This is a genomic window from Paracoccus sp. MA (assembly GCF_020990385.1).
GTDB lineage: Bacteria > Pseudomonadota > Alphaproteobacteria > Rhodobacterales > Rhodobacteraceae > Paracoccus.
Map to the genome: position 1 here is coordinate 908,102 of NZ_CP087597.1, position 15,859 is coordinate 923,960.

General features: G+C 69.4%; 18 protein-coding genes. 8 read left to right on the plus strand and 10 right to left on the minus strand.

Annotation, left to right across the window (positions count from 1 at the left end; translation table 11 throughout):
- Positions 1-488 precede the first annotated feature (488 nt).
- A complete protein-coding gene (gene clpX, locus LOS78_RS04445) occupies positions 489-1,754 on the minus strand; it encodes an ATP-dependent Clp protease ATP-binding subunit ClpX (protein WP_028711160.1) in 1,266 nt (421 codons plus the stop codon).
- Between the two features lie 161 nt (positions 1,755-1,915).
- Positions 1,916-2,545 (minus strand): ATP-dependent Clp protease proteolytic subunit, encoded by a 630-nt coding sequence (locus LOS78_RS04450; RefSeq protein WP_230375743.1) that lies wholly within the window; start codon positions 2,543-2,545, stop codon positions 1,916-1,918.
- 196 nt (positions 2,546-2,741) lie between these two features.
- Between LOS78_RS04450 and pth the strand changes: the two genes are divergently transcribed.
- The 3 genes from pth to LOS78_RS04465 are packed head-to-tail and all read left to right on the plus strand — an operon-like array spanning position 2,742 to position 4,875.
- Positions 2,742-3,449 (plus strand): aminoacyl-tRNA hydrolase, encoded by a 708-nt coding sequence (gene pth / locus LOS78_RS04455; RefSeq protein ID WP_230375744.1) that lies wholly within the window; start codon positions 2,742-2,744, stop codon positions 3,447-3,449.
- Positions 3,446-4,501: a DUF2332 domain-containing protein gene (locus LOS78_RS04460; protein WP_230375745.1), complete on the plus strand. Its 1,056-nt coding sequence runs from the start codon at positions 3,446-3,448 to the stop codon at positions 4,499-4,501. The genes pth and LOS78_RS04460 overlap by 4 nt, the downstream gene beginning before the upstream one ends.
- Positions 4,501-4,875 carry a DUF2237 family protein gene (locus tag LOS78_RS04465; RefSeq protein WP_156929395.1) on the plus strand — a complete coding sequence of 125 codons (375 nt, stop codon included), beginning with the start codon at positions 4,501-4,503 and terminating at the stop codon, positions 4,873-4,875. The genes LOS78_RS04460 and LOS78_RS04465 overlap by 1 nt, the downstream gene beginning before the upstream one ends.
- Here LOS78_RS04465 and LOS78_RS04470 read toward each other — a convergent pair.
- Both LOS78_RS04470 and LOS78_RS04475 read right to left on the minus strand, forming a co-directional pair.
- Positions 4,872-5,231 (minus strand): YigZ family protein, encoded by a 360-nt coding sequence (locus tag LOS78_RS04470; RefSeq protein ID WP_198019299.1) that lies wholly within the window; start codon positions 5,229-5,231, stop codon positions 4,872-4,874. The two genes, LOS78_RS04465 and LOS78_RS04470, sit on opposite strands and share 4 nt — an antisense overlap.
- The gene (locus LOS78_RS04475; RefSeq protein ID WP_230375747.1) at positions 5,228-5,650 is read right to left on the minus strand and encodes a Fur family transcriptional regulator; all 423 of its coding nucleotides are present in this window, start codon (positions 5,648-5,650) and stop codon (positions 5,228-5,230) included. Before LOS78_RS04475 ends, LOS78_RS04470 begins: the two co-directional genes overlap by 4 nt.
- A 105-nt stretch (positions 5,651-5,755) precedes the next feature.
- On the opposite strand from LOS78_RS04475, the gene LOS78_RS04480 reads away from it, so the two are divergent.
- The 4 genes from LOS78_RS04480 to LOS78_RS04495 are packed head-to-tail and all read left to right on the plus strand — an operon-like array spanning position 5,756 to position 9,210.
- Complete coding sequence (locus LOS78_RS04480) at positions 5,756-6,661, plus strand: metal ABC transporter substrate-binding protein (protein WP_230375749.1); 906 nt, start codon at positions 5,756-5,758, stop codon at positions 6,659-6,661.
- Positions 6,654-7,523 carry a manganese/iron ABC transporter ATP-binding protein gene (locus LOS78_RS04485; RefSeq protein WP_230375751.1) on the plus strand — a complete coding sequence of 290 codons (870 nt, stop codon included), beginning with the start codon at positions 6,654-6,656 and terminating at the stop codon, positions 7,521-7,523. Before LOS78_RS04480 ends, LOS78_RS04485 begins: the two co-directional genes overlap by 8 nt.
- Complete coding sequence (locus LOS78_RS04490; protein WP_028711169.1) at positions 7,520-8,380, plus strand: metal ABC transporter permease; 861 nt, start codon at positions 7,520-7,522, stop codon at positions 8,378-8,380. Before LOS78_RS04485 ends, LOS78_RS04490 begins: the two co-directional genes overlap by 4 nt.
- A complete protein-coding gene (locus LOS78_RS04495; RefSeq protein WP_230376967.1) occupies positions 8,380-9,210 on the plus strand; it encodes a metal ABC transporter permease in 831 nt (276 codons plus the stop codon). Before LOS78_RS04490 ends, LOS78_RS04495 begins: the two co-directional genes overlap by 1 nt.
- Here the strand turns inward: LOS78_RS04495 and LOS78_RS04500 are convergent.
- Together LOS78_RS04500 and LOS78_RS04505 are read right to left on the minus strand one after the other, a co-directional pair.
- Positions 9,207-9,950 (minus strand): SDR family oxidoreductase, encoded by a 744-nt coding sequence (locus tag LOS78_RS04500; protein WP_028717571.1) that lies wholly within the window; start codon positions 9,948-9,950, stop codon positions 9,207-9,209. The genes LOS78_RS04495 and LOS78_RS04500 overlap by 4 nt on opposite strands.
- Positions 9,951-9,966: 16 nt before the next feature.
- Complete coding sequence (locus LOS78_RS04505) at positions 9,967-11,412, minus strand: aldehyde dehydrogenase family protein (protein WP_230375753.1); 1,446 nt, start codon at positions 11,410-11,412, stop codon at positions 9,967-9,969.
- A 126-nt stretch (positions 11,413-11,538) separates the two neighbouring features.
- Here LOS78_RS04505 and LOS78_RS04510 point away from each other — a divergent pair, with 126 nt between their 5' ends.
- Positions 11,539-12,243 carry a VIT family protein gene (locus tag LOS78_RS04510; RefSeq protein ID WP_230375755.1) on the plus strand — a complete coding sequence of 235 codons (705 nt, stop codon included), beginning with the start codon at positions 11,539-11,541 and terminating at the stop codon, positions 12,241-12,243.
- On the opposite strand, the gene LOS78_RS04515 is transcribed toward LOS78_RS04510, so the two are convergent.
- The 4 genes from LOS78_RS04515 to LOS78_RS04530 are packed head-to-tail and all read right to left on the minus strand — an operon-like array spanning position 12,240 to position 15,787.
- Positions 12,240-12,995, minus strand: coding sequence for an ABC transporter ATP-binding protein (locus LOS78_RS04515; protein WP_230375759.1), 756 nt, complete (start codon positions 12,993-12,995; stop codon positions 12,240-12,242). The two genes, LOS78_RS04510 and LOS78_RS04515, sit on opposite strands and share 4 nt — an antisense overlap.
- A gap of 46 nt (positions 12,996-13,041) precedes the next feature.
- Positions 13,042-13,896: an ABC transporter ATP-binding protein gene (locus LOS78_RS04520; RefSeq protein WP_230375760.1), complete on the minus strand. Its 855-nt coding sequence runs from the start codon at positions 13,894-13,896 to the stop codon at positions 13,042-13,044.
- Complete coding sequence (gene nikC, locus LOS78_RS04525) at positions 13,893-14,798, minus strand: nickel transporter permease (protein WP_230375762.1); 906 nt, start codon at positions 14,796-14,798, stop codon at positions 13,893-13,895. Before nikC ends, LOS78_RS04520 begins: the two co-directional genes overlap by 4 nt.
- Positions 14,795-15,787, minus strand: a complete 993-nt coding sequence (locus LOS78_RS04530) for an ABC transporter permease (protein WP_230376968.1) — start codon at positions 15,785-15,787, stop codon at positions 14,795-14,797. The genes nikC and LOS78_RS04530 overlap by 4 nt, the downstream gene beginning before the upstream one ends.
- Positions 15,788-15,859: the final 72 nt, after the last annotated feature.

The window sequence follows — 15,859 nt, forward strand, 5'->3', positions numbered from 1 at the left end:
GGCCAAGGTCCAGAGAGGCTTGGACCGCCAGCCGCCGGCGGACGGATCGCCGCAGGGCCTCGCCGGCCGCGAGCCCCGACAAGCGGTGCCCGCCCTGCCCGTTACGGCGCCGAGGCGTTTCGCCTGTCCCAACCGGCCACGCCGCCACAGTAAACGCCCGAAGCGGCCGCCGACCACGCGGCGCCGCGAGCGGCAAAGCGATCCTGACCCAAGACCGGTCGCATCCTTCATCGGCGGCGCGGCGGCTGCGGTTTCTCGGCAAGCTCAGCACCCCGCCCACAGCCTGCGGCCGCGACATGCGGCGCCGGCCGTGCTGACCATCCACGCGATCGACACGCTTGCGCGAAGGCGAACTTGCGCGAACAGCCGGCAATGCTGGCGGCACGGCCGATGATGGCGCGAGTCCTCCCGGCGCCCTGGCAAGGACCGTTGCCGCAGCTTGCGCGCGCCCCGCCCCTTCTGGCCCGTTGCTGCGCCCGCGTCGCGCGTCAGCCCGCGGTCGCGGTTTCCTTTTTCGCATCCGTGTGGATCAGCAGCGGCTTGGCCGTGGGATTGTCCACCGCCTCCTCGTTGACCACCACCTCCTCGACGCTGTCCATGCCGGGCAGGTCGAACATGGTGTCGAGCAGAATGTCCTCCATGATCGAGCGCAGCCCGCGGGCGCCGGTCTTGCGCTTGATGGCGCGGCGGGCGATGGCGGTCAGCGCATCCTCGGTGAAGGTCAGCTTCACGCCCTCCAGATCGAAGAGCCGCTGATACTGCTTGACCAGCGCGTTCTTGGGCTGGGTCAGGATGGTGATCAGCGCCGATTCGTCCAGGTCGCCCAGGGTGGCGATGACCGGCAGGCGGCCGACGAATTCCGGGATCAGGCCGAATTTCAGCAGATCCTCGGGTTCGAGCTGCTTGAAGAGCTCGCCCACGCCCTTGTCGTCGTCTTCCTTGACCGCGGCGCCGAAGCCCATCGCCGTGCCCTTGTTGCGCTGCGCGATGATGCGGTCCAGCCCGGCGAAGGCGCCGCCGCAGATGAACAGGATGTTGGTCGTGTCCACCTGCAGGAATTCCTGCTGCGGATGCTTGCGCCCGCCCTGGGGCGGCACCGAGGCGACCGTGCCCTCCATGATCTTCAGCAGCGCCTGCTGCACGCCCTCGCCCGAGACGTCGCGGGTGATCGAGGGATTGTCGGACTTGCGGGTGATCTTGTCGACCTCGTCGATATAGACGATGCCGCGCTGCGCCCGCTCGACATTGTATTCGCTGGCCTGCAGCAGCTTCAGGATGATGTTTTCCACATCCTCGCCGACATAGCCGGCCTCGGTCAGCGTGGTGGCGTCGGCCATGGTGAAGGGCACGTCCAGGATGCGCGCCAGCGTCTGGGCCAGCAGCGTCTTGCCGCAGCCGGTCGGGCCGATCAGCAGGATGTTCGACTTCGCCAGCTCGATATCGCTCTTGGAGCTGTGGTTCAGCCGCTTGTAGTGGTTGTGCACCGCGACCGAGAGCACGCGCTTGGCATGTTCCTGGCCGATGACGTAATCGTCCAGCACGTTGCAGATCTCGCGCGGGCTGGGCACGCCGTCGCCGGACTTCAACGCCGAAGTCTTGGTCTCTTCGCGGATGATGTCCATGCAAAGCTCGACGCATTCATCGCAGATGAACACGGTCGGACCGGCAATCAGCTTGCGCACCTCATGCTGGCTCTTGCCGCAGAAGCTGCAGTAGAGCGTGTTCTTGCTGTCGCCGCCGGTCGGATTGGCCATCAGTTCATCCTCGTATTGCCCCGGAGGCCCGGCAAAAGCGCCGGACGACCGCCTGTTTCGGACATGGTCGGACCACGTCCCGCGTCGCCATCATGTTACGAGCCACCCCGGCCCGTCACAATCCCCAAAACGCCAGCCCCGGCAGCTTCCCGAAGCCGTGATCACTTGTCCGGCTCGGCCTTGCCGCGCGCCGTCAGGATCTCGTCGATCAGACCCCAGTCCTTGGCCTCTTGGGGCGACATGAAGCGGTCGCGCTCCAGCGCCTCCTCGACTTCCTCCAGGGTGCGGCCGGTATGAGCGACATAGATCTCGTTCAGGCGGCGCTTGAGCTTTTCGGTCTCGCGCGCGTGGATCAGGATGTCGGTGGCCTGGCCCTGGAAGCCGCCCGAGGGCTGGTGCACCATGATGCGGCTGTTCGGAAGCGAGAAGCGATGCCCCGGCTGGCCGGCGCACAGAAGCAGCGAGCCCATCGAGGCCGCCTGCCCGACCACCAGGGTCGAGACGCGCGGCCTGATGTATTGCATCGTGTCATAGATCGACAGGCCCGCGGTCACCACGCCGCCGGGGCTGTTGATATACATGCTGATGTCCTTGGTCGGGTTCTCCGCCTCAAGGAACAGGAGCTGCGCCGAGATCAGCGTCGCCATGCCGTCATGCACCGGGCCGGAGAGGAAGATGATCCTTTCCTTCAGCAGGCGCGAGAAGATGTCATAGGCACGTTCGCCGCGGCTGGTCTGTTCGACGACCATGGGGACGAGCGTGTTCATGTAGAATTCTGCCGGATCGTGCATGTCTGTCCTTGCTTTTGTCCCTGCCTGGCCTGCCCGTTTCGCGATTCGTCCCAAGGGCCTTGTCCCCCGGGACCGCTCTTAGACGCGAAAGGTTGACAGAGTCTTAGTAACGCCGGGCCGCGAGGACAAGAGAGCGATAAAATTTGCCCCTTTTCGGCCAGGCCGGTAATCTGGCGCCCGAGCGACGGAGAGACGCATGAAACTGATCGTCGGCCTGGGCAATCCGGGCGCGAAATACGCAGCCAACCGGCACAATGTGGGCTTCATGGCGGTGGAGCGCATCGCCTCGGACCACGGCTTCCCCCCCTGGCGCAGCCGCTTCCAGGGCGAGGTTTGCGAGGGCCGGCTGGGCGAGGAGCGGGTCGCCCTGCTCAAGCCCGGCACCTTCATGAACCTGTCCGGCCAGTCGGTCGGCGAGGCGATGCGCTATCTGAAGCTCGCGCCCCAGGACGTGATCGTGCTGCATGACGAGCTGGACCTCGCGCCGGGCAAGGTGCGGCTCAAGACCGGCGGCGGACATGCCGGGCATAACGGGCTGCGCTCGCTGCACCAGCATATCGGCGAGGGCTATCGCCGGCTGCGCATCGGCATCGGCCATCCCGGCGACAAGGACCGCGTCGCCGGCTACGTGCTGTCGGATTTCGCCAAGGCCGAGCAGGCCGGGCTGGACGACCTGCTGCGCGGCATCTCGGACGGGGCGGCGGCGCTGGCCGCCGGCGAGGATGCGCGCTTCATGAACGCGGTCGCGGCGCGGGTGGCGCCGGCGCGCAACAGCGGCACGCGGCCGGACCTTCCCGGCAAGGCGTCGCCGGCCAAGCCCGCGGCGAAACCCGCCAACGATTCCGCCGCCGAGCCGCCCAGCCTTTCCGACCGCCTGAGGGCGCTGACCGAGCGGTTCCGGTGACCGCCTGGCGCGCGGCATTCGCCCTGCAGGCCGAAGCCTGCCGCGCGCTCGGCTCTCCCCTGACGGCGCGGGTCTGCGAGCAGCTGGCGCTGATCCTGGCCGGGGATGACGGGGCGCTGGCGCGCCGGGTGCGGACATGGCCCGGCGATGCCAGCCACCGCGCCGACTCGGTGCCGCTGCGGCTTTGCGGGGCGCTGCACGCGCTGGTCCTGACCGGACGCGACCCGGAACTCGCCCAGGCCTATGCCGAACCCGACGATGACCGGCTGCATGACAGGATTTCACAGGCAATTCATCGCGATGAAGCGCATATGCTCGAATGGGTCGAGCATGCGCCGCAGACCAACGAGGTCGCCCGGGCCGCGGCGCTGATCGCGGCCTGCTGGTTTATCGGCGCCCTGCTGCCCGGGCGCCGCTTCGACCTGCTGGAGCTGGGCGCCAGCGCGGGACTCAACCTGAACTTTCCACGCTACCGGCTTGGGGATGCAGAGGAATACGCCCCGTCCCTGCTGGCCGACGAGGGGGAGTCCGTCTGGCTGAACCCGCAATGGCGCGGCGCGGCCCCGGCCCCAGCGGCTCTGGCGATCGGCGCGGCCCGCGGCGTGGACCTGAACCCGCTGGACCCGGCGCGGGACGGTTTGCGGCTGCTGGCCTATGTCTGGGCGGATCAGCGGGCGCGGCTGGAGCGGATGCAGGCGGCGCTGGCGCTGGCCGGGCGGCATCCGCCGCAGGTGGATCGCGGCGATGCCGGCGCATGGCTCGCGGCCCGGCTTGCCGAGCCTTGCGCGCATGGCAGGCTTGTCTATCATACCGTGGCGGCGCAGTATTTTCCCGCCCCCACGCGGGCGCTCGTCGAATCCGCGCTGCGGGCCGCCGGGGACGGGGCAAGTCCCGACCGGCCGCTGGCGCATCTGTCGATGGAGGCCGATGGCGGCGAGGGCGCGGCGCTGGTCCTGCGACTCTGGAGCGGCGGCGGGATGCGCGAATGGAGCCTCGGCCGGGCGGATTTCCACGGCCGCTGGATCGGCTGGCAGCCGAAGGAGACCCTGTGATGGACCCCGCGCTCAACGTTCTTGGCGGCAGGCTCGAGACCTGCTCGACCGCGCCGCTGACCGGATTCTTCCGCGACGGCTGCTGCAATACCGGCCCCGAGGATCGCGGCCGGCACACGGTCTGCGTCATCGTCACCGCCGAGTTCCTGGCGCTGTCGAAATACCTGGGCAACGACCTGAGCACGCCGCGGCCCGAATTCCGCTTTCCGGGGCTGAAGCCGGGCGACCGCTGGTGCCTTTGCGCTGCCCGCTTCCTGCAGGCGGCGCAGGAATTCGCCGCGCCCGAGGTGGTGCTGGAGGCCACCCATGCCCGCACGCTGGAGATCGTGCCGCTGGAGCTGCTGCAGGCCCATGCGGTCGGACGCGAAGGCTAGCGCCCGCTCTGCGCCAGATAATGCCGCACCGCATCGACGACGTGGCGAAAGCGGTCGCCGCCCAGATGCTTGCCGCCATACCAGCGCGTCACGATCACCACATGGTCGGTCAGCCCGGCGCGTTCCAGCATCTGCAGGATGATCTGGCCGGCGCCGCTTTCGCCGTCGTCGTCGCGCAGCGCCTCGCCCGACAGGATCGCGGCCCAGCTGTTATGCGTGGCCTTGGCGAAACGCTTGTTGCGCTTCAGCTCGGCCAGCAGCGCCTCGGCCTCGGCCCGGGTCCGCGCCGGCCCGCCCGACACCGCATAGCGCGAGCCGCGATCCGAGATGATCTTGTCGAAGACCGTCAGGCTCATCGGCGGCGCCGGACGTAAAGCTCCAGCCGGTGGCGGACGATCTCGTAGCCCATCTCGGCGGCGATCTCGGCCTGCAGCCGCTCGATACGCTCGTTGACGAATTCCATCACCTCGCCGGTCTCGACGTCGATCATGTGGTCGTGATGGGTGCCGTCGGCGGGCTCGAACCGCGCCGGCTCGCCCTCGAATTCCAGCTTCTGGATCACGCCCTGCGCTTCGAGCGCGGAAAGCGTGCGATAGACCGTCGCCAGCGACACCCCTGCCCCGGCGGCCGTCGCCCGCTGATGCAGCTGCGTCGCGTCGGGATGATCCTCGGCCGCCGCCAGCACCCGCAGCAGCGCGGCGCGCTGGCGGGTGATGCGCACGCCGGCACGGCGCAGCGCGTCCTCGAAGGCTTGGGCACGGGGCTCGATCTCCATGCGGTTTTCTGGCCCAGATGCGAAGAAATTGCAACTGGCTTGACAGTTGAGAATCATTCGCAGATAACAGCGGCAGAACGAGGCCCAGAGCAGAAGAATCGGATCATGAAACGCAGAACATTCCTGACCACGGCCCTTGCCGGGCTTGCCGCCCCCGCCATCCTTCCCGCCCCGGCGCTGGCGCAGGCGGGCCGGCTCAAGGTGGCGACCACCTTCACCATCATCGCCGACATGGCGCGCAACGTGGCGGGCGACCGGGCCGAGGTGGTCTCGATCACCAAGCCGGGGGCCGAGATCCACAATTACGAACCGACGCCCAGCGACCTGATCGGCGCCCGCGACGCCCGCCTGATCCTGCGCAACGGGCTGAACCTCGAGCTGTGGTTCGAGCAGTTCCTGCGCAACCTGGGCGACCTGCCCTCGGCCACGCTGACCGAGAGGATCGAACCGATGCCGATCTCGGGCGGGCAATACGACGGCAAGCCCAACCCGCATGCCTGGATGGCGCTGGATACGGCGCTGGTCTATGTGGACAACATCGCCGCCGCCCTGTCCCAGGTCGATCCCGAGGGCGAGGGCAGCTATCGCGCCAATGCCGGCCGCTACAAGGGCGAGATCGCGCGCACCATCGGTCCGCTGCGCGACGCCGCCCGCGCCCTGCCCGAGGAACGGCGCTGGCTGGTGACATCGGAGGGCGCCTTCTCTTACCTTGCGCGCGATTTCCACCTGAACGAGCTGTTCCTGTGGCCGATCAACGCCGATGCCCAGGGCACACCCCAGCAGGTGCGCCGCGTCGTCGATGCGATCAAGCAGCACCGGATTCCGGTGGTGTTCTCGGAAAGCACCGTCTCGGACCGCCCGGCCCGGCAGATCGCCGCCGAGACCGGGGCGCGCTATGGCGGCGTGCTTTACGTCGACAGCCTGTCCGATCCGGACGGGCCGGTGCCGACCTATCTGGACCTGCTGCGCGTGACGTCCGAGACCATCGTCAAGGGGCTGTCCGATGGATGACGCCCCCGGCATCGCGGTATCCAACCTGACGGTGGCCTATCGCAACGGCTTCACCGCCTTGCGCGATGCCAGCTTTTCGGTGCCGCAAGCCTCGGTCACGGCGCTGGTGGGGGTGAACGGCTCGGGGAAATCCACGCTGTTCAAGGCGCTGATGGGCTTCGTGCCGGCCGCCGCCGGCAAGGTGCGGGTGCTGGGCCTGACCGTGCCGCAGGCGCTGCGCCGGAACCTGATCGCCTATGTCCCGCAGGCCGAGGAGGTGGACTGGACCTTCCCGGTGCTGGTCGAGGACGTGGTGATGATGGGCCGCTACGGCCATATGGGCTTCCTGCGCCGCGCGCGGCCCGAGGACCGCTGCGCCGTGGACGAGGCGCTGGCGCGCGTGAACATGCAGGATTTCCGCCACCGCCAGATCGGCGAGCTTTCGGGCGGGCAGAAGAAGCGCGTCTTCCTGGCCCGGGCCTTGGCGCAGGGCGCCCGGGTCATCCTGCTGGACGAGCCCTTCACCGGCGTGGACGTCAAGACCGAATCCGCCATCATCGCGCTGTTGCAGCAGATGCGGGAGGAGGGACGGGTCATGCTGGTCTCGACCCACGACCTCGGCTCGGTGCCGGAATATTGCGACCGGGTGGTGCTGGTGAAGAACACCGTGCTGGCCCATGGGCCGACGGCCGAGGTCTTTACCCCCGACAACCTGCGCCTGGCCTTCGGCGGCGTGCTGCGGCATTTCGTGCTGGGCGGGCGGCGCCTGCATGACGACGACGATCCGCGCGCGCTGACCGTGCTGTCGGACGACGAGCGGCCGCTGGTCTTCTACGACGACAGGCAGCGCAGCGCGCGCGAGGAAGAGGCGGCCTCGAAATGATCCGCACGCTGCTGGTGCCCTTCGAATACGGCTACATGACCAATGCGATCTGGGTCTCGGCCCTGGTCGGCGGGGTCTGCGCCTTCCTCTCGGCCTATCTGATGCTCAAAGGCTGGTCGCTGATCGGCGACGCGCTGTCGCATTCCATCGTGCCGGGCGTCGCCGGGGCCTACATGCTGGGCCTGCCCTTCGCGCTGGGGGCGTTCCTGTCGGGCGGGCTTGCCGCGCTGACCATGCTGTTCCTGAACAAGCGCAGCGGATTGCGCGAGGACGCGATCATCGGGCTGATCTTCACCGGCTTCTTCGGGCTGGGGCTGTTCATGGTCTCGCTCAATCCGATGGCGGTCAGCGTGCAGACCATCACCATGGGCAACATCCTGGCGATCACCCCCGGCGACACGCTGCAGCTGGCGCTGATCGGCGGCCTTTCGCTGCTGATCCTGGCGGCGAAATGGCGCGACCTGATGGTGGTGTTCTTCGACGAGAGCCATGCCCGCACCGTCGGGCTGAACCCGCAGGCGCTGAAGGTGCTGTTCTTCACCCTGCTTTCGGCCTGCACGGTGGCGGCGATGCAGACCGTCGGCGCCTTCCTGGTCGTGGCGCTGGTGGTGACGCCGGGCGCGACCGCCTATCTGCTGACCGACCGCTTTCCGCGGCTGATCCTGATCTCGGTGGCCATCGGCTCGACCACCTCGGCACTGGGGGCCTATGTCTCGTTCTTCCTCGACGGCGCGACCGGCGGGGTGATCGTCTGCCTGCAGACGCTGATCTTCCTGGCCGTCTTCCTGCTGGCGCCCAAGCACGGCCTGCTCGCCGCCCGCCGCCGGGCCCGCGCGGCGCTGGAGGAGGCCGCATGATGGACTGGCTGCTGCTGCCGTTTTCCTTTCCCTTCATGCGCGACGCGGCGCTGATCGGGCTGATGATCGCCCTGCCCGCCGGGCTTCTGTCCTGCTTCCTGGTGCTCAAGGGCTGGTCGCTGATGGGCGATGCCGTCAGCCATGCGGTGCTGCCGGGCGTGGTGCTGGCCCATGTCGCCGGCCTGCCGCTGATCCTTGGCGCCTTCCTGGCCGGGCTGGGCTGCGCCATGCTGTCGGGCTGGCTGCAGGGCAACAGCCGGGTCAAGGCCGACACGGTGCTGGGCGTGGTCATGTCGGGCATGTTCGGGCTGGGGGTGGTGCTTTACACCGCCATCCGGACCGACCTGCACCTGGATCACATCCTGTTCGGCAACATGCTGGGCGTCGGCCCCGAAGACCTGCGGCTGGCCGGCGGCATCTCGGCCGTGGTCGGGCTGGCGCTGGTGCTGAAATGGCGGGACTTCGCGCTTCTGGCCTTCGACCCGGTGCAGGCGCGGGTCTCGGGGCTGGCGCTGGCCGTGCTGAATTACGGGCTGCTTGCCATGATCTCGGCCACCGTCGTCGCCATGCTCAGCGCGGTCGGCATCATCCTGGCGGTGGCGCTGCTGATCGCGCCGGGGGCGGTGGCCTTCCTGGTCACGCGGCGGCTGCCGGCCATGCTGGCCACCGCGGTCGGCGTCGCGGCCTTCGCGGCGGTCAGCGGGGTCTGGGCCAGCTTCTGGCTGAACAGCGCGCCTGCACCGACCATCGTGCTGGTGCTGACGGCGCTGTTCGTGCTGGCCTTCCTGTGGCGCAGCATCGCCACGCGGCGCGCGCAGGCAGCGGGCTAGACCGTCCGCCCGCCATCGACCTCGAGGATGACGCCGGTGATGAAATCGGCCTCGTCCGAGGCGAGGTAAAGCGCCGCGTTGGCGATGTCGCGCGGCGTCGACAGCCGGCCCAGCGGGATGGTGGCAAGGAAGCGGGCGCGGTTCTCGGGCGTGTCCTCGCAGCCCATGAACCGCTCCAGCATCCCGGTCTCGCCCATCACCGGGGCGATGGCGTTCACCCGGATGCCCTCGGGCGCCAGTTCCGCCGCCAGGCTGCGGGTCAGGGTGTTCACCGCGCCTTTCGAGGAGTTATACCAGCTCAGCCCCGGACGCGGCCTTATGCCGGCAGTCGAGCTGACATTGATCATCACCCCCTGCCCGCGCGCCCGCCAATGCGGCAGCACGGCATGGGTCATGTGAAAGATCGACAGCACGTTGATGTCGTAGATCTTGCGGAACGCCGCCTCGTCGGTGTCGAGCAGCGGGCCGTTCGGCGTGGTCCAGCCGGCATTGTTCACCACGATGTCGAGGCTGCCGAAGCTCTCGCGCGCCTTCTCCACCGCCGCGCGGACCTGATCGCCCCGGCTCACGTCGCAGGGGATGGCGAGGCCCTCGATGCCCGAGGCCACCGCCCCGGCGGTGTCGGCGTTGATGTCCAGCACCGCCACCCGCGCGCCCTCGCGCGCGAAACGCTCGGCAATGCCGCGCCCGAAGCCCGAACCGCCGCCGGTCACCAATGCCGTCTTGCCCTGAAGCCGCATGATCTCTTCCCCTTTTTTATGCGAAACGATGAACGACGGTTTTCAGCCGCGAGAATTCGTAAAGGGCAACGAAGCCCTTTTCGCGCCCATGGCCGGATTTGCGCACCCCGCCGAAGGGCAGTTCGATCCCGCCGCCGGCGCCGTAGCCGTTGATGAAGACCTGCCCGCAGCGCATGGCGCGGGCCATGCGCGCCTGCCGGTCGCCGTCGCGCGTCCAGATGCCGGCGACCAGCCCGTATTCGGTGCCGTTGGCGATGGCCACCGCCTCGGCCTCGGTGTCGAAGGGGATGGCGGCCAGCACCGGGCCGAAGATCTCTTCCTGCGCCAGCGGGCTTTGGGGATCGACCGGCCCGAACAGCGCCGGCGCGACATAGAAGCCCGCCGCCGGCGCATCCGCGGCCACGGCACCGCGCGCGATCAGCGGGGCTGCGGCCTCGGCGATGTAACGTTCGACCCGCGCCTTCTGCCGGGCCGAGATCAGCGGGCCCAGCAGCGCGCCCTCGGCCGGCCCGGCCACGACCGCGGCGAAGCGTTCGGCCAGCATCGCCATCAGCCGGTCCCAGATGCCGCGCTGGATCAGCACGCGCGAGCCGGCCGAGCAGGTCTGGCCACCGTTCTGCACGATGGCGTTGACGATGACCGGGGCCGCGGCCTCAAGATCGGCATCCTCGAAGACGATCTGCGGCGACTTGCCGCCCAGTTCCAGCGTGCAGGGAATGTGGTTGCGCGCCGCCGCGATCTGGATGGCCTGCCCGACCTCGGGCGAGCCGGTGAAGCTGATGAAATCGACGCCGGGATGCTCGGCCAGCGCCTGCCCTGCCACCGCGCCGCGCCCGGTGACGATGTTGATGGCGCCGGGCGGAAAGCCGGTCTCGGCCGCCAGTTCGCCGATGCGCAGGATGGTCAGGCAGGCATCCTCGGCCGGCTTGGTCACCGTCGCATTGCCCATGGCCAGCGCCGCCCCGACCGAGCGGCCGAAGATCTGCACCGGATAGTTCCAGGGGATGATATGGCCGGTGACGCCATGCGGCTCGCGCAGCGCCGTCACGTCATAGCCGTTCAGGAACGGGATCACCTCGCCATGCAGCTTGTCCGCCGCACCGCCGTAATATTCGAAATAGCGCGCCAGCGCCGCCATGTCGGCACGGGACTGGGCGACGGGCTTGCCGTTGTCGTGGGTTTCCAGCCGGGCAAGCGCCTCGGCCTCGGCCTCGATGCGCAGGGCCAGGCGCAGCATCAGCCGGCCGCGCTCGGCGGCGGTCAGCCGGCCCCAATCCCCCTCGAAGGCGGCGCGGGCGGCGCGGATTGCGGCGTCGACATCCTCCGGCCCGGAATCGGCGATGGCGGCGAAGGGCCGGCCGTCGATGGGCGAGATCATCGGCATCTCGCGTCCCGAGGCAGCCGGCAGCCAGGCGCCGCCGATCAGGTTCCGCGCGGGCGGCAGGGTCGGGCCGTGCTGCATTCTTTGCCTCCTTTTCGGCGGGATTCGTCCGCCGCCAGCGTGACGGCGCCGGTCGCGGGACGCAAGGCTGGCAAATGCGGTCCGGGCCGTTAAGCTGGCCCGAAACAGCAATAGCCGAGGACCCAGATGACCCAGCCGAGCGCCCATCCCGACGATCCGCATTACGTCAGCCGCATGGGCTGGCTGCGCGCCTCGGTGCTGGGGGCGAATGACGGCATCGTCTCGGTGGGGGCGCTGATCGTCGGGGTGGCGGCGGCCGATCCGGGGCCCGAGGCGATCCTGATCGCCGGGCTGGCCGGGCTGGTCGCCGGGGCGATGTCCATGGCCATGGGCGAATATGTCTCGGTCAGCTCGCAATCGGATACCGAGCGCGCCGATATCGCCCGCGAGCATGCAGCCCTGCGCGAGATGCCCGAGGAAGAGCTGCACGAGCTGGCCGCGATCTACGAATCGCGGGGCATGACGCCCGGCACCGCCCTGCAGGCCGCGCGCGAGGTGACCGAGCATGACGCGCTGGCCGCGCATGTGCGCGACGAGCTGGGGCTCAGCGAGGCCTCGAACGCCAACCCGCTGCAGGCGGCGCTGGCCTCGGCCGCGACCTTCAGCATCGCGGCGGCGGTGCCGCTGCTGGCGGCGATCCTGGCGCCGGGCGGCGCGGTCATCGCCAGCGTGCTGGTCGCCGTGGTGGCGGCGCTGGGGGTGCTGGGCGCGCTGGGGGCCTGGGCCGGCGGCGCGCCGCCCGGCCGGGCGGCGCTGCGGGTGATCCTGGGCGGCATCGTGGCGCTGGCGGTCACCGCCGGGATCGGCAAGCTGGTCGGGGTGGCGGTCTAGGCGTCGCGGCTGTAGCCGGTGCTGGCGGCGATCAGCGCCCGGGCGTAATCGCCCCGCGCCCGGCGGGCGCGCAGGGCGGCGGCATCCATCTCTTCGACGATCCGGCCTTCGCGCATCACCGCCAGCCGGTCGCACATATGTGCCACCACCGCCAGGTCGTGGCTGACCATCACATAGGTCAGCCCGCGTTCGGCCCGGATATCGCAGAGCAGGTTCAGGATCTCGGCCTGCACGCTGACATCCAGCGCCGAGGTCGGCTCGTCCAGCAGCAGCAGTTTCGGCTCGGCGGCCAGCGCCCGGGCGATGGCGACGCGCTGGCGCTGGCCGCCGGACAGCTGATGCGGATAGCGGAAGCGGAAGCCCTGCCCCAGCCCGACCTGGTCCAGAAGCCGGGCGATGCGCCGGTCGATGCCGTCCATGCCCTGCAGGCGCAGGGTTTCCGACAGGACCCGGTCCACGGAATGGCGCGGATGCAGGCTGGCATAGGGATCCTGGAACACCATCTGCACCGTCTTGTGGAAGCCGCGCGAGCGGCGGCGGCCGGCAATGGCCTCTCCCGCCACCTCGATGCGGCCGGACCAGCTGTCGATCAGCCCGGCGATGGCGCGCAGGATGGTCGACTTGCCCGAGCCGCTTTCGCCGACGAGGCCGAAGCTTTCGCCCCGCGCGACGGTAAAGCTGGCGGATCGGACCGCATCGACGCGCTCGGGCGCATGGCCGAACCAGACGTCCAGATTCTCGACCGTCAGCATGGGCGGCACCGGGGCGGATGAGTATTTGGAAAACGGTGAAGAGCCATCACGGGGCTCCCGCCGGCGGGGCGTCGCGCCAGCCCTGTTGCCTTTGCAGGACCGCGAGCCGGTCCACCGGCCGGTCGAGCCGCGGCAGGCTGTTCAGGAGGCCTTGGGTATAGGGGTGTTTCGCGGCATGCAGGTCGCGGGCGGGCAGTTCCTCGACCACGCGGCCGGCATACATGATGAGGACGCGGTCGCAGAACTGCGCCACCAGGTTCAGGTCGTGGCTGATGAAGATCAGCCCCATGCCGCGGGCAGAGACCAGCCGGTCCAGGATGCGCAGCACCTCGTTCCTGACCGAGACGTCCAGCGCCGAGGTCGGCTCGTCCGCGATCAGGATCTCGGGGTCCGGGGCCAGCATCATCGCGATCATGATCCGCTGGCCCATGCCGCCCGAGACCTCGTGCGGATAGGCGTGAAAGACCCGCTCGGGATCGCGGATCTGCACGGCGCGCAGCATTTCCAGCGCCTTGTCGCGGGCCGCGGCGCGGCTTTCGCCGCTATGCAGCCGGTAGCCCTCCATGATCTGCCGGCCCACGGTCATCACCGGGTTCAGGCTGAACTTGGGGTCCTGCATCACCATGCTGATGCGCGCGCCGCGCAACCGGCGCATGCGCCGCTCGGGCAGGTTCAGGATCGATTGGCCGCCAAGCTCCATGCGCCCGGCCGCGACCGTGCCCGGCGGACGCACCAGGCCGAGGATGGCGCGGCCGGTCATCGACTTGCCCGAGCCGCTTTCGCCGACCACGCCCAGCCTTTCGCGGCCAAGGTCGAAGCTGACGCCGCGCACCGCCTCGAAACGGCCCGAGCGGGTCGGGAAGCTGACGCGCAGGTCCCGGACGGAAAGCAGCGGGGTCATTCCCGGCCTCCCTTGGGGTCCAGCACGTCGCGCAAGCCGTCGCCGAGCAGGTTGAAGGCCAGGCTGACGACAAAGATCGCCATGCCGGGCATGGCCGCGACCCACCAGAAGTCCAGGATATAGGTGCGCCCGTCCGAGATCATCGCCCCCCATTCCGGCATCGGCGGCTGCGCGCCGAGGCCAAGGAAGCCCAGCCCGGCGGCGGAGAGGATGATCCCCGCCATGTCCAGCGCCACCCGTACGATCAGCGAGCTGACGCAGAGCGGCCAGACATGGCCGATCAGCAGCCGCAGCGGCCCTGCGCCCTGCAGCCGGGCGGCGGCGATATAGTCGGCATTGCGGATGGTCAGCGTCTCGGCCCGCGCCAGGCGCGCATAGGGCGGCCATGAGGTGATCGCCAGCGCAAGGACCGCGTTGCCGATGCCGGGGCCGAGCGCCGCGACGAAGGCCAGCGCCAGGATCAGCTTGGGGAAGGCCAGGAAGATGTCGGTGATGCGCATCAGCACCTGATCGACCCAGCCGCCGGCGAAACCCGCCACCGTGCCGACGAAAAGCCCGATCACCGGCGCGATCAGCGCCACCGTGCCGACGATGAACAGCGTCACGCGCGAGCCATGGATCAGCCGCGACAGGATGTCCCGGCCCAGCGCGTCCGTGCCCAGCCAGTGCTGCGCCGAAGGCGGCTTCAGCCGCTCGGCCAGGTTCTGGGCATAGGGATTCTGCGGCGCGATCCAGGGCGCGAAGGCGGCGACCAGCACCAGCAGGACCAGGATCGCCAGCCCGACCATGGCCAGCCGGTTGGCGCGAAAGGTCAGCCAGCCCTGGTAGATCGCCCCCAGCCGCGCCTGCCGCCGGGTCTGCGGCGCGTCGGACAGAAGCCATGCGCGGGTCGTCTCGGTCATGTCGCCCTCGGGTCCAGCAGGCGGTAGAGGATGTCGGACAGCAGGTTCAGCGCCACGAAGCAGGTGCCGACCACCACCGTGCCGCCCAGCACCGCGTTCATGTCGCCGGCCAGCAGCGCCTTGGTGATGTATTGGCCGATGCCGGGCCAGGAGAACACGATCTCGGTCAGCACCGACCCTTCCAGAAGCGAGCCGAAGCTGAGCGCGATCACCGTGATCAGCGGCACAAGGATGTTGCGGAAGGCATGGCCCCAGACCACCCGCCGCTCGGACAGGCCCTTGACGCGGGCGGTGACGACATATTCCGCCGAAAGCTGCTCCAGCATGAAGCTGCGCGTCATGCGGCTGATATAGGCGAGGCTGAAATAGCCCAGCAGGCTGGCCGGCAGCACGATATGGCTAAAGGCGTCGCGGAAGGCGGCCCAGTCGCCGGCGGCCAGGCTGTCGACCAGGATCAGCCCGGTGACGGTCGGCACCATGCCGTCGTATATGATGCCCTGCCGGCCCGGCCCGCCGACCCAGCCGAGGATGCCGTAGAACAGCAAGAGCCCCATCAGCCCCAGCCAGAAGATCGGCATGGAATAGCCCACCAGAGCCACCACGCGGGCGATCTGGTCGATCCAGCCACCCCGGCGCGCCGCGGCGACCACGCCCAAGGGCACGCCCACGCAGACGCCGATCAGCGTGCCCAGCGTCGCCAGCTCGACCGTCGCCGGGAACACCCGCCGCAGGTCCTGCGCCACCGGATGCCCGGTCGAGATCGAGCGGCCGAAATCGCCCTGCAGCACCTCGGCCATGTAGCGCAGGAACTGCTGCCAGATCGGCTTGTCCAGTCCCATGGCCTGGAAGGCCGCGTCATATTGCGCCTGTGTCGCGCGCTCGCCCACCACCTTCAGCACCGGGTCGATCGGCATGACCCGGCCGATGACGAAGGTGACCAGCAACAGGCCAAGCAGCGTCAGCGCCAGCGACAGCAGGATGCCGCCCAGGCTTCGCGCCCGGCGCCGCAGCCGCGCGCCCCGGCCGGGGGTCGCGCCGCCCGCCGGGGGCGGCGCGCCCTG

What these genes read in the sequence shown, in the direction of transcription:
- LOS78_RS04475 (WP_230375747.1), bottom strand. Translation starts at nt 5,650, where the DNA reads ATGGAGATCGAGCCCCGTGCCCAAGCCTTCGAGGACGCGCTGCGCCGT.
- LOS78_RS04490 (WP_028711169.1), top strand. Translation starts at nt 7,520, where the DNA reads ATGATCCGCACGCTGCTGGTGCCCTTCGAATACGGCTACATGACCAAT.
- LOS78_RS04500 (WP_028717571.1), bottom strand. Translation starts at nt 9,950, where the DNA reads ATGCGGCTTCAGGGCAAGACGGCATTGGTGACCGGCGGCGGTTCGGGC.
- LOS78_RS04485 (WP_230375751.1), top strand. Translation starts at nt 6,654, where the DNA reads ATGGATGACGCCCCCGGCATCGCGGTATCCAACCTGACGGTGGCCTAT.
- LOS78_RS04515 (WP_230375759.1), bottom strand. Translation starts at nt 12,995, where the DNA reads ATGCTGACGGTCGAGAATCTGGACGTCTGGTTCGGCCATGCGCCCGAG.
- LOS78_RS04465 (WP_156929395.1), top strand. Translation starts at nt 4,501, where the DNA reads ATGGACCCCGCGCTCAACGTTCTTGGCGGCAGGCTCGAGACCTGCTCG.
- pth (WP_230375744.1), top strand. Translation starts at nt 2,742, where the DNA reads ATGAAACTGATCGTCGGCCTGGGCAATCCGGGCGCGAAATACGCAGCC.
- LOS78_RS04495 (WP_230376967.1), top strand. Translation starts at nt 8,380, where the DNA reads ATGGACTGGCTGCTGCTGCCGTTTTCCTTTCCCTTCATGCGCGACGCG.
- LOS78_RS04520 (WP_230375760.1), bottom strand. Translation starts at nt 13,896, where the DNA reads ATGACCCCGCTGCTTTCCGTCCGGGACCTGCGCGTCAGCTTCCCGACC.
- LOS78_RS04480 (WP_230375749.1), top strand. Translation starts at nt 5,756, where the DNA reads ATGAAACGCAGAACATTCCTGACCACGGCCCTTGCCGGGCTTGCCGCC.
- LOS78_RS04450 (WP_230375743.1), bottom strand. Translation starts at nt 2,545, where the DNA reads ATGCACGATCCGGCAGAATTCTACATGAACACGCTCGTCCCCATGGTC.
- LOS78_RS04505 (WP_230375753.1), bottom strand. Translation starts at nt 11,412, where the DNA reads ATGCAGCACGGCCCGACCCTGCCGCCCGCGCGGAACCTGATCGGCGGC.
- LOS78_RS04510 (WP_230375755.1), top strand. Translation starts at nt 11,539, where the DNA reads ATGACCCAGCCGAGCGCCCATCCCGACGATCCGCATTACGTCAGCCGC.
- clpX (WP_028711160.1), bottom strand. Translation starts at nt 1,754, where the DNA reads ATGGCCAATCCGACCGGCGGCGACAGCAAGAACACGCTCTACTGCAGC.
- LOS78_RS04470 (WP_198019299.1), bottom strand. Translation starts at nt 5,231, where the DNA reads ATGAGCCTGACGGTCTTCGACAAGATCATCTCGGATCGCGGCTCGCGC.
- nikC (WP_230375762.1), bottom strand. Translation starts at nt 14,798, where the DNA reads ATGACCGAGACGACCCGCGCATGGCTTCTGTCCGACGCGCCGCAGACC.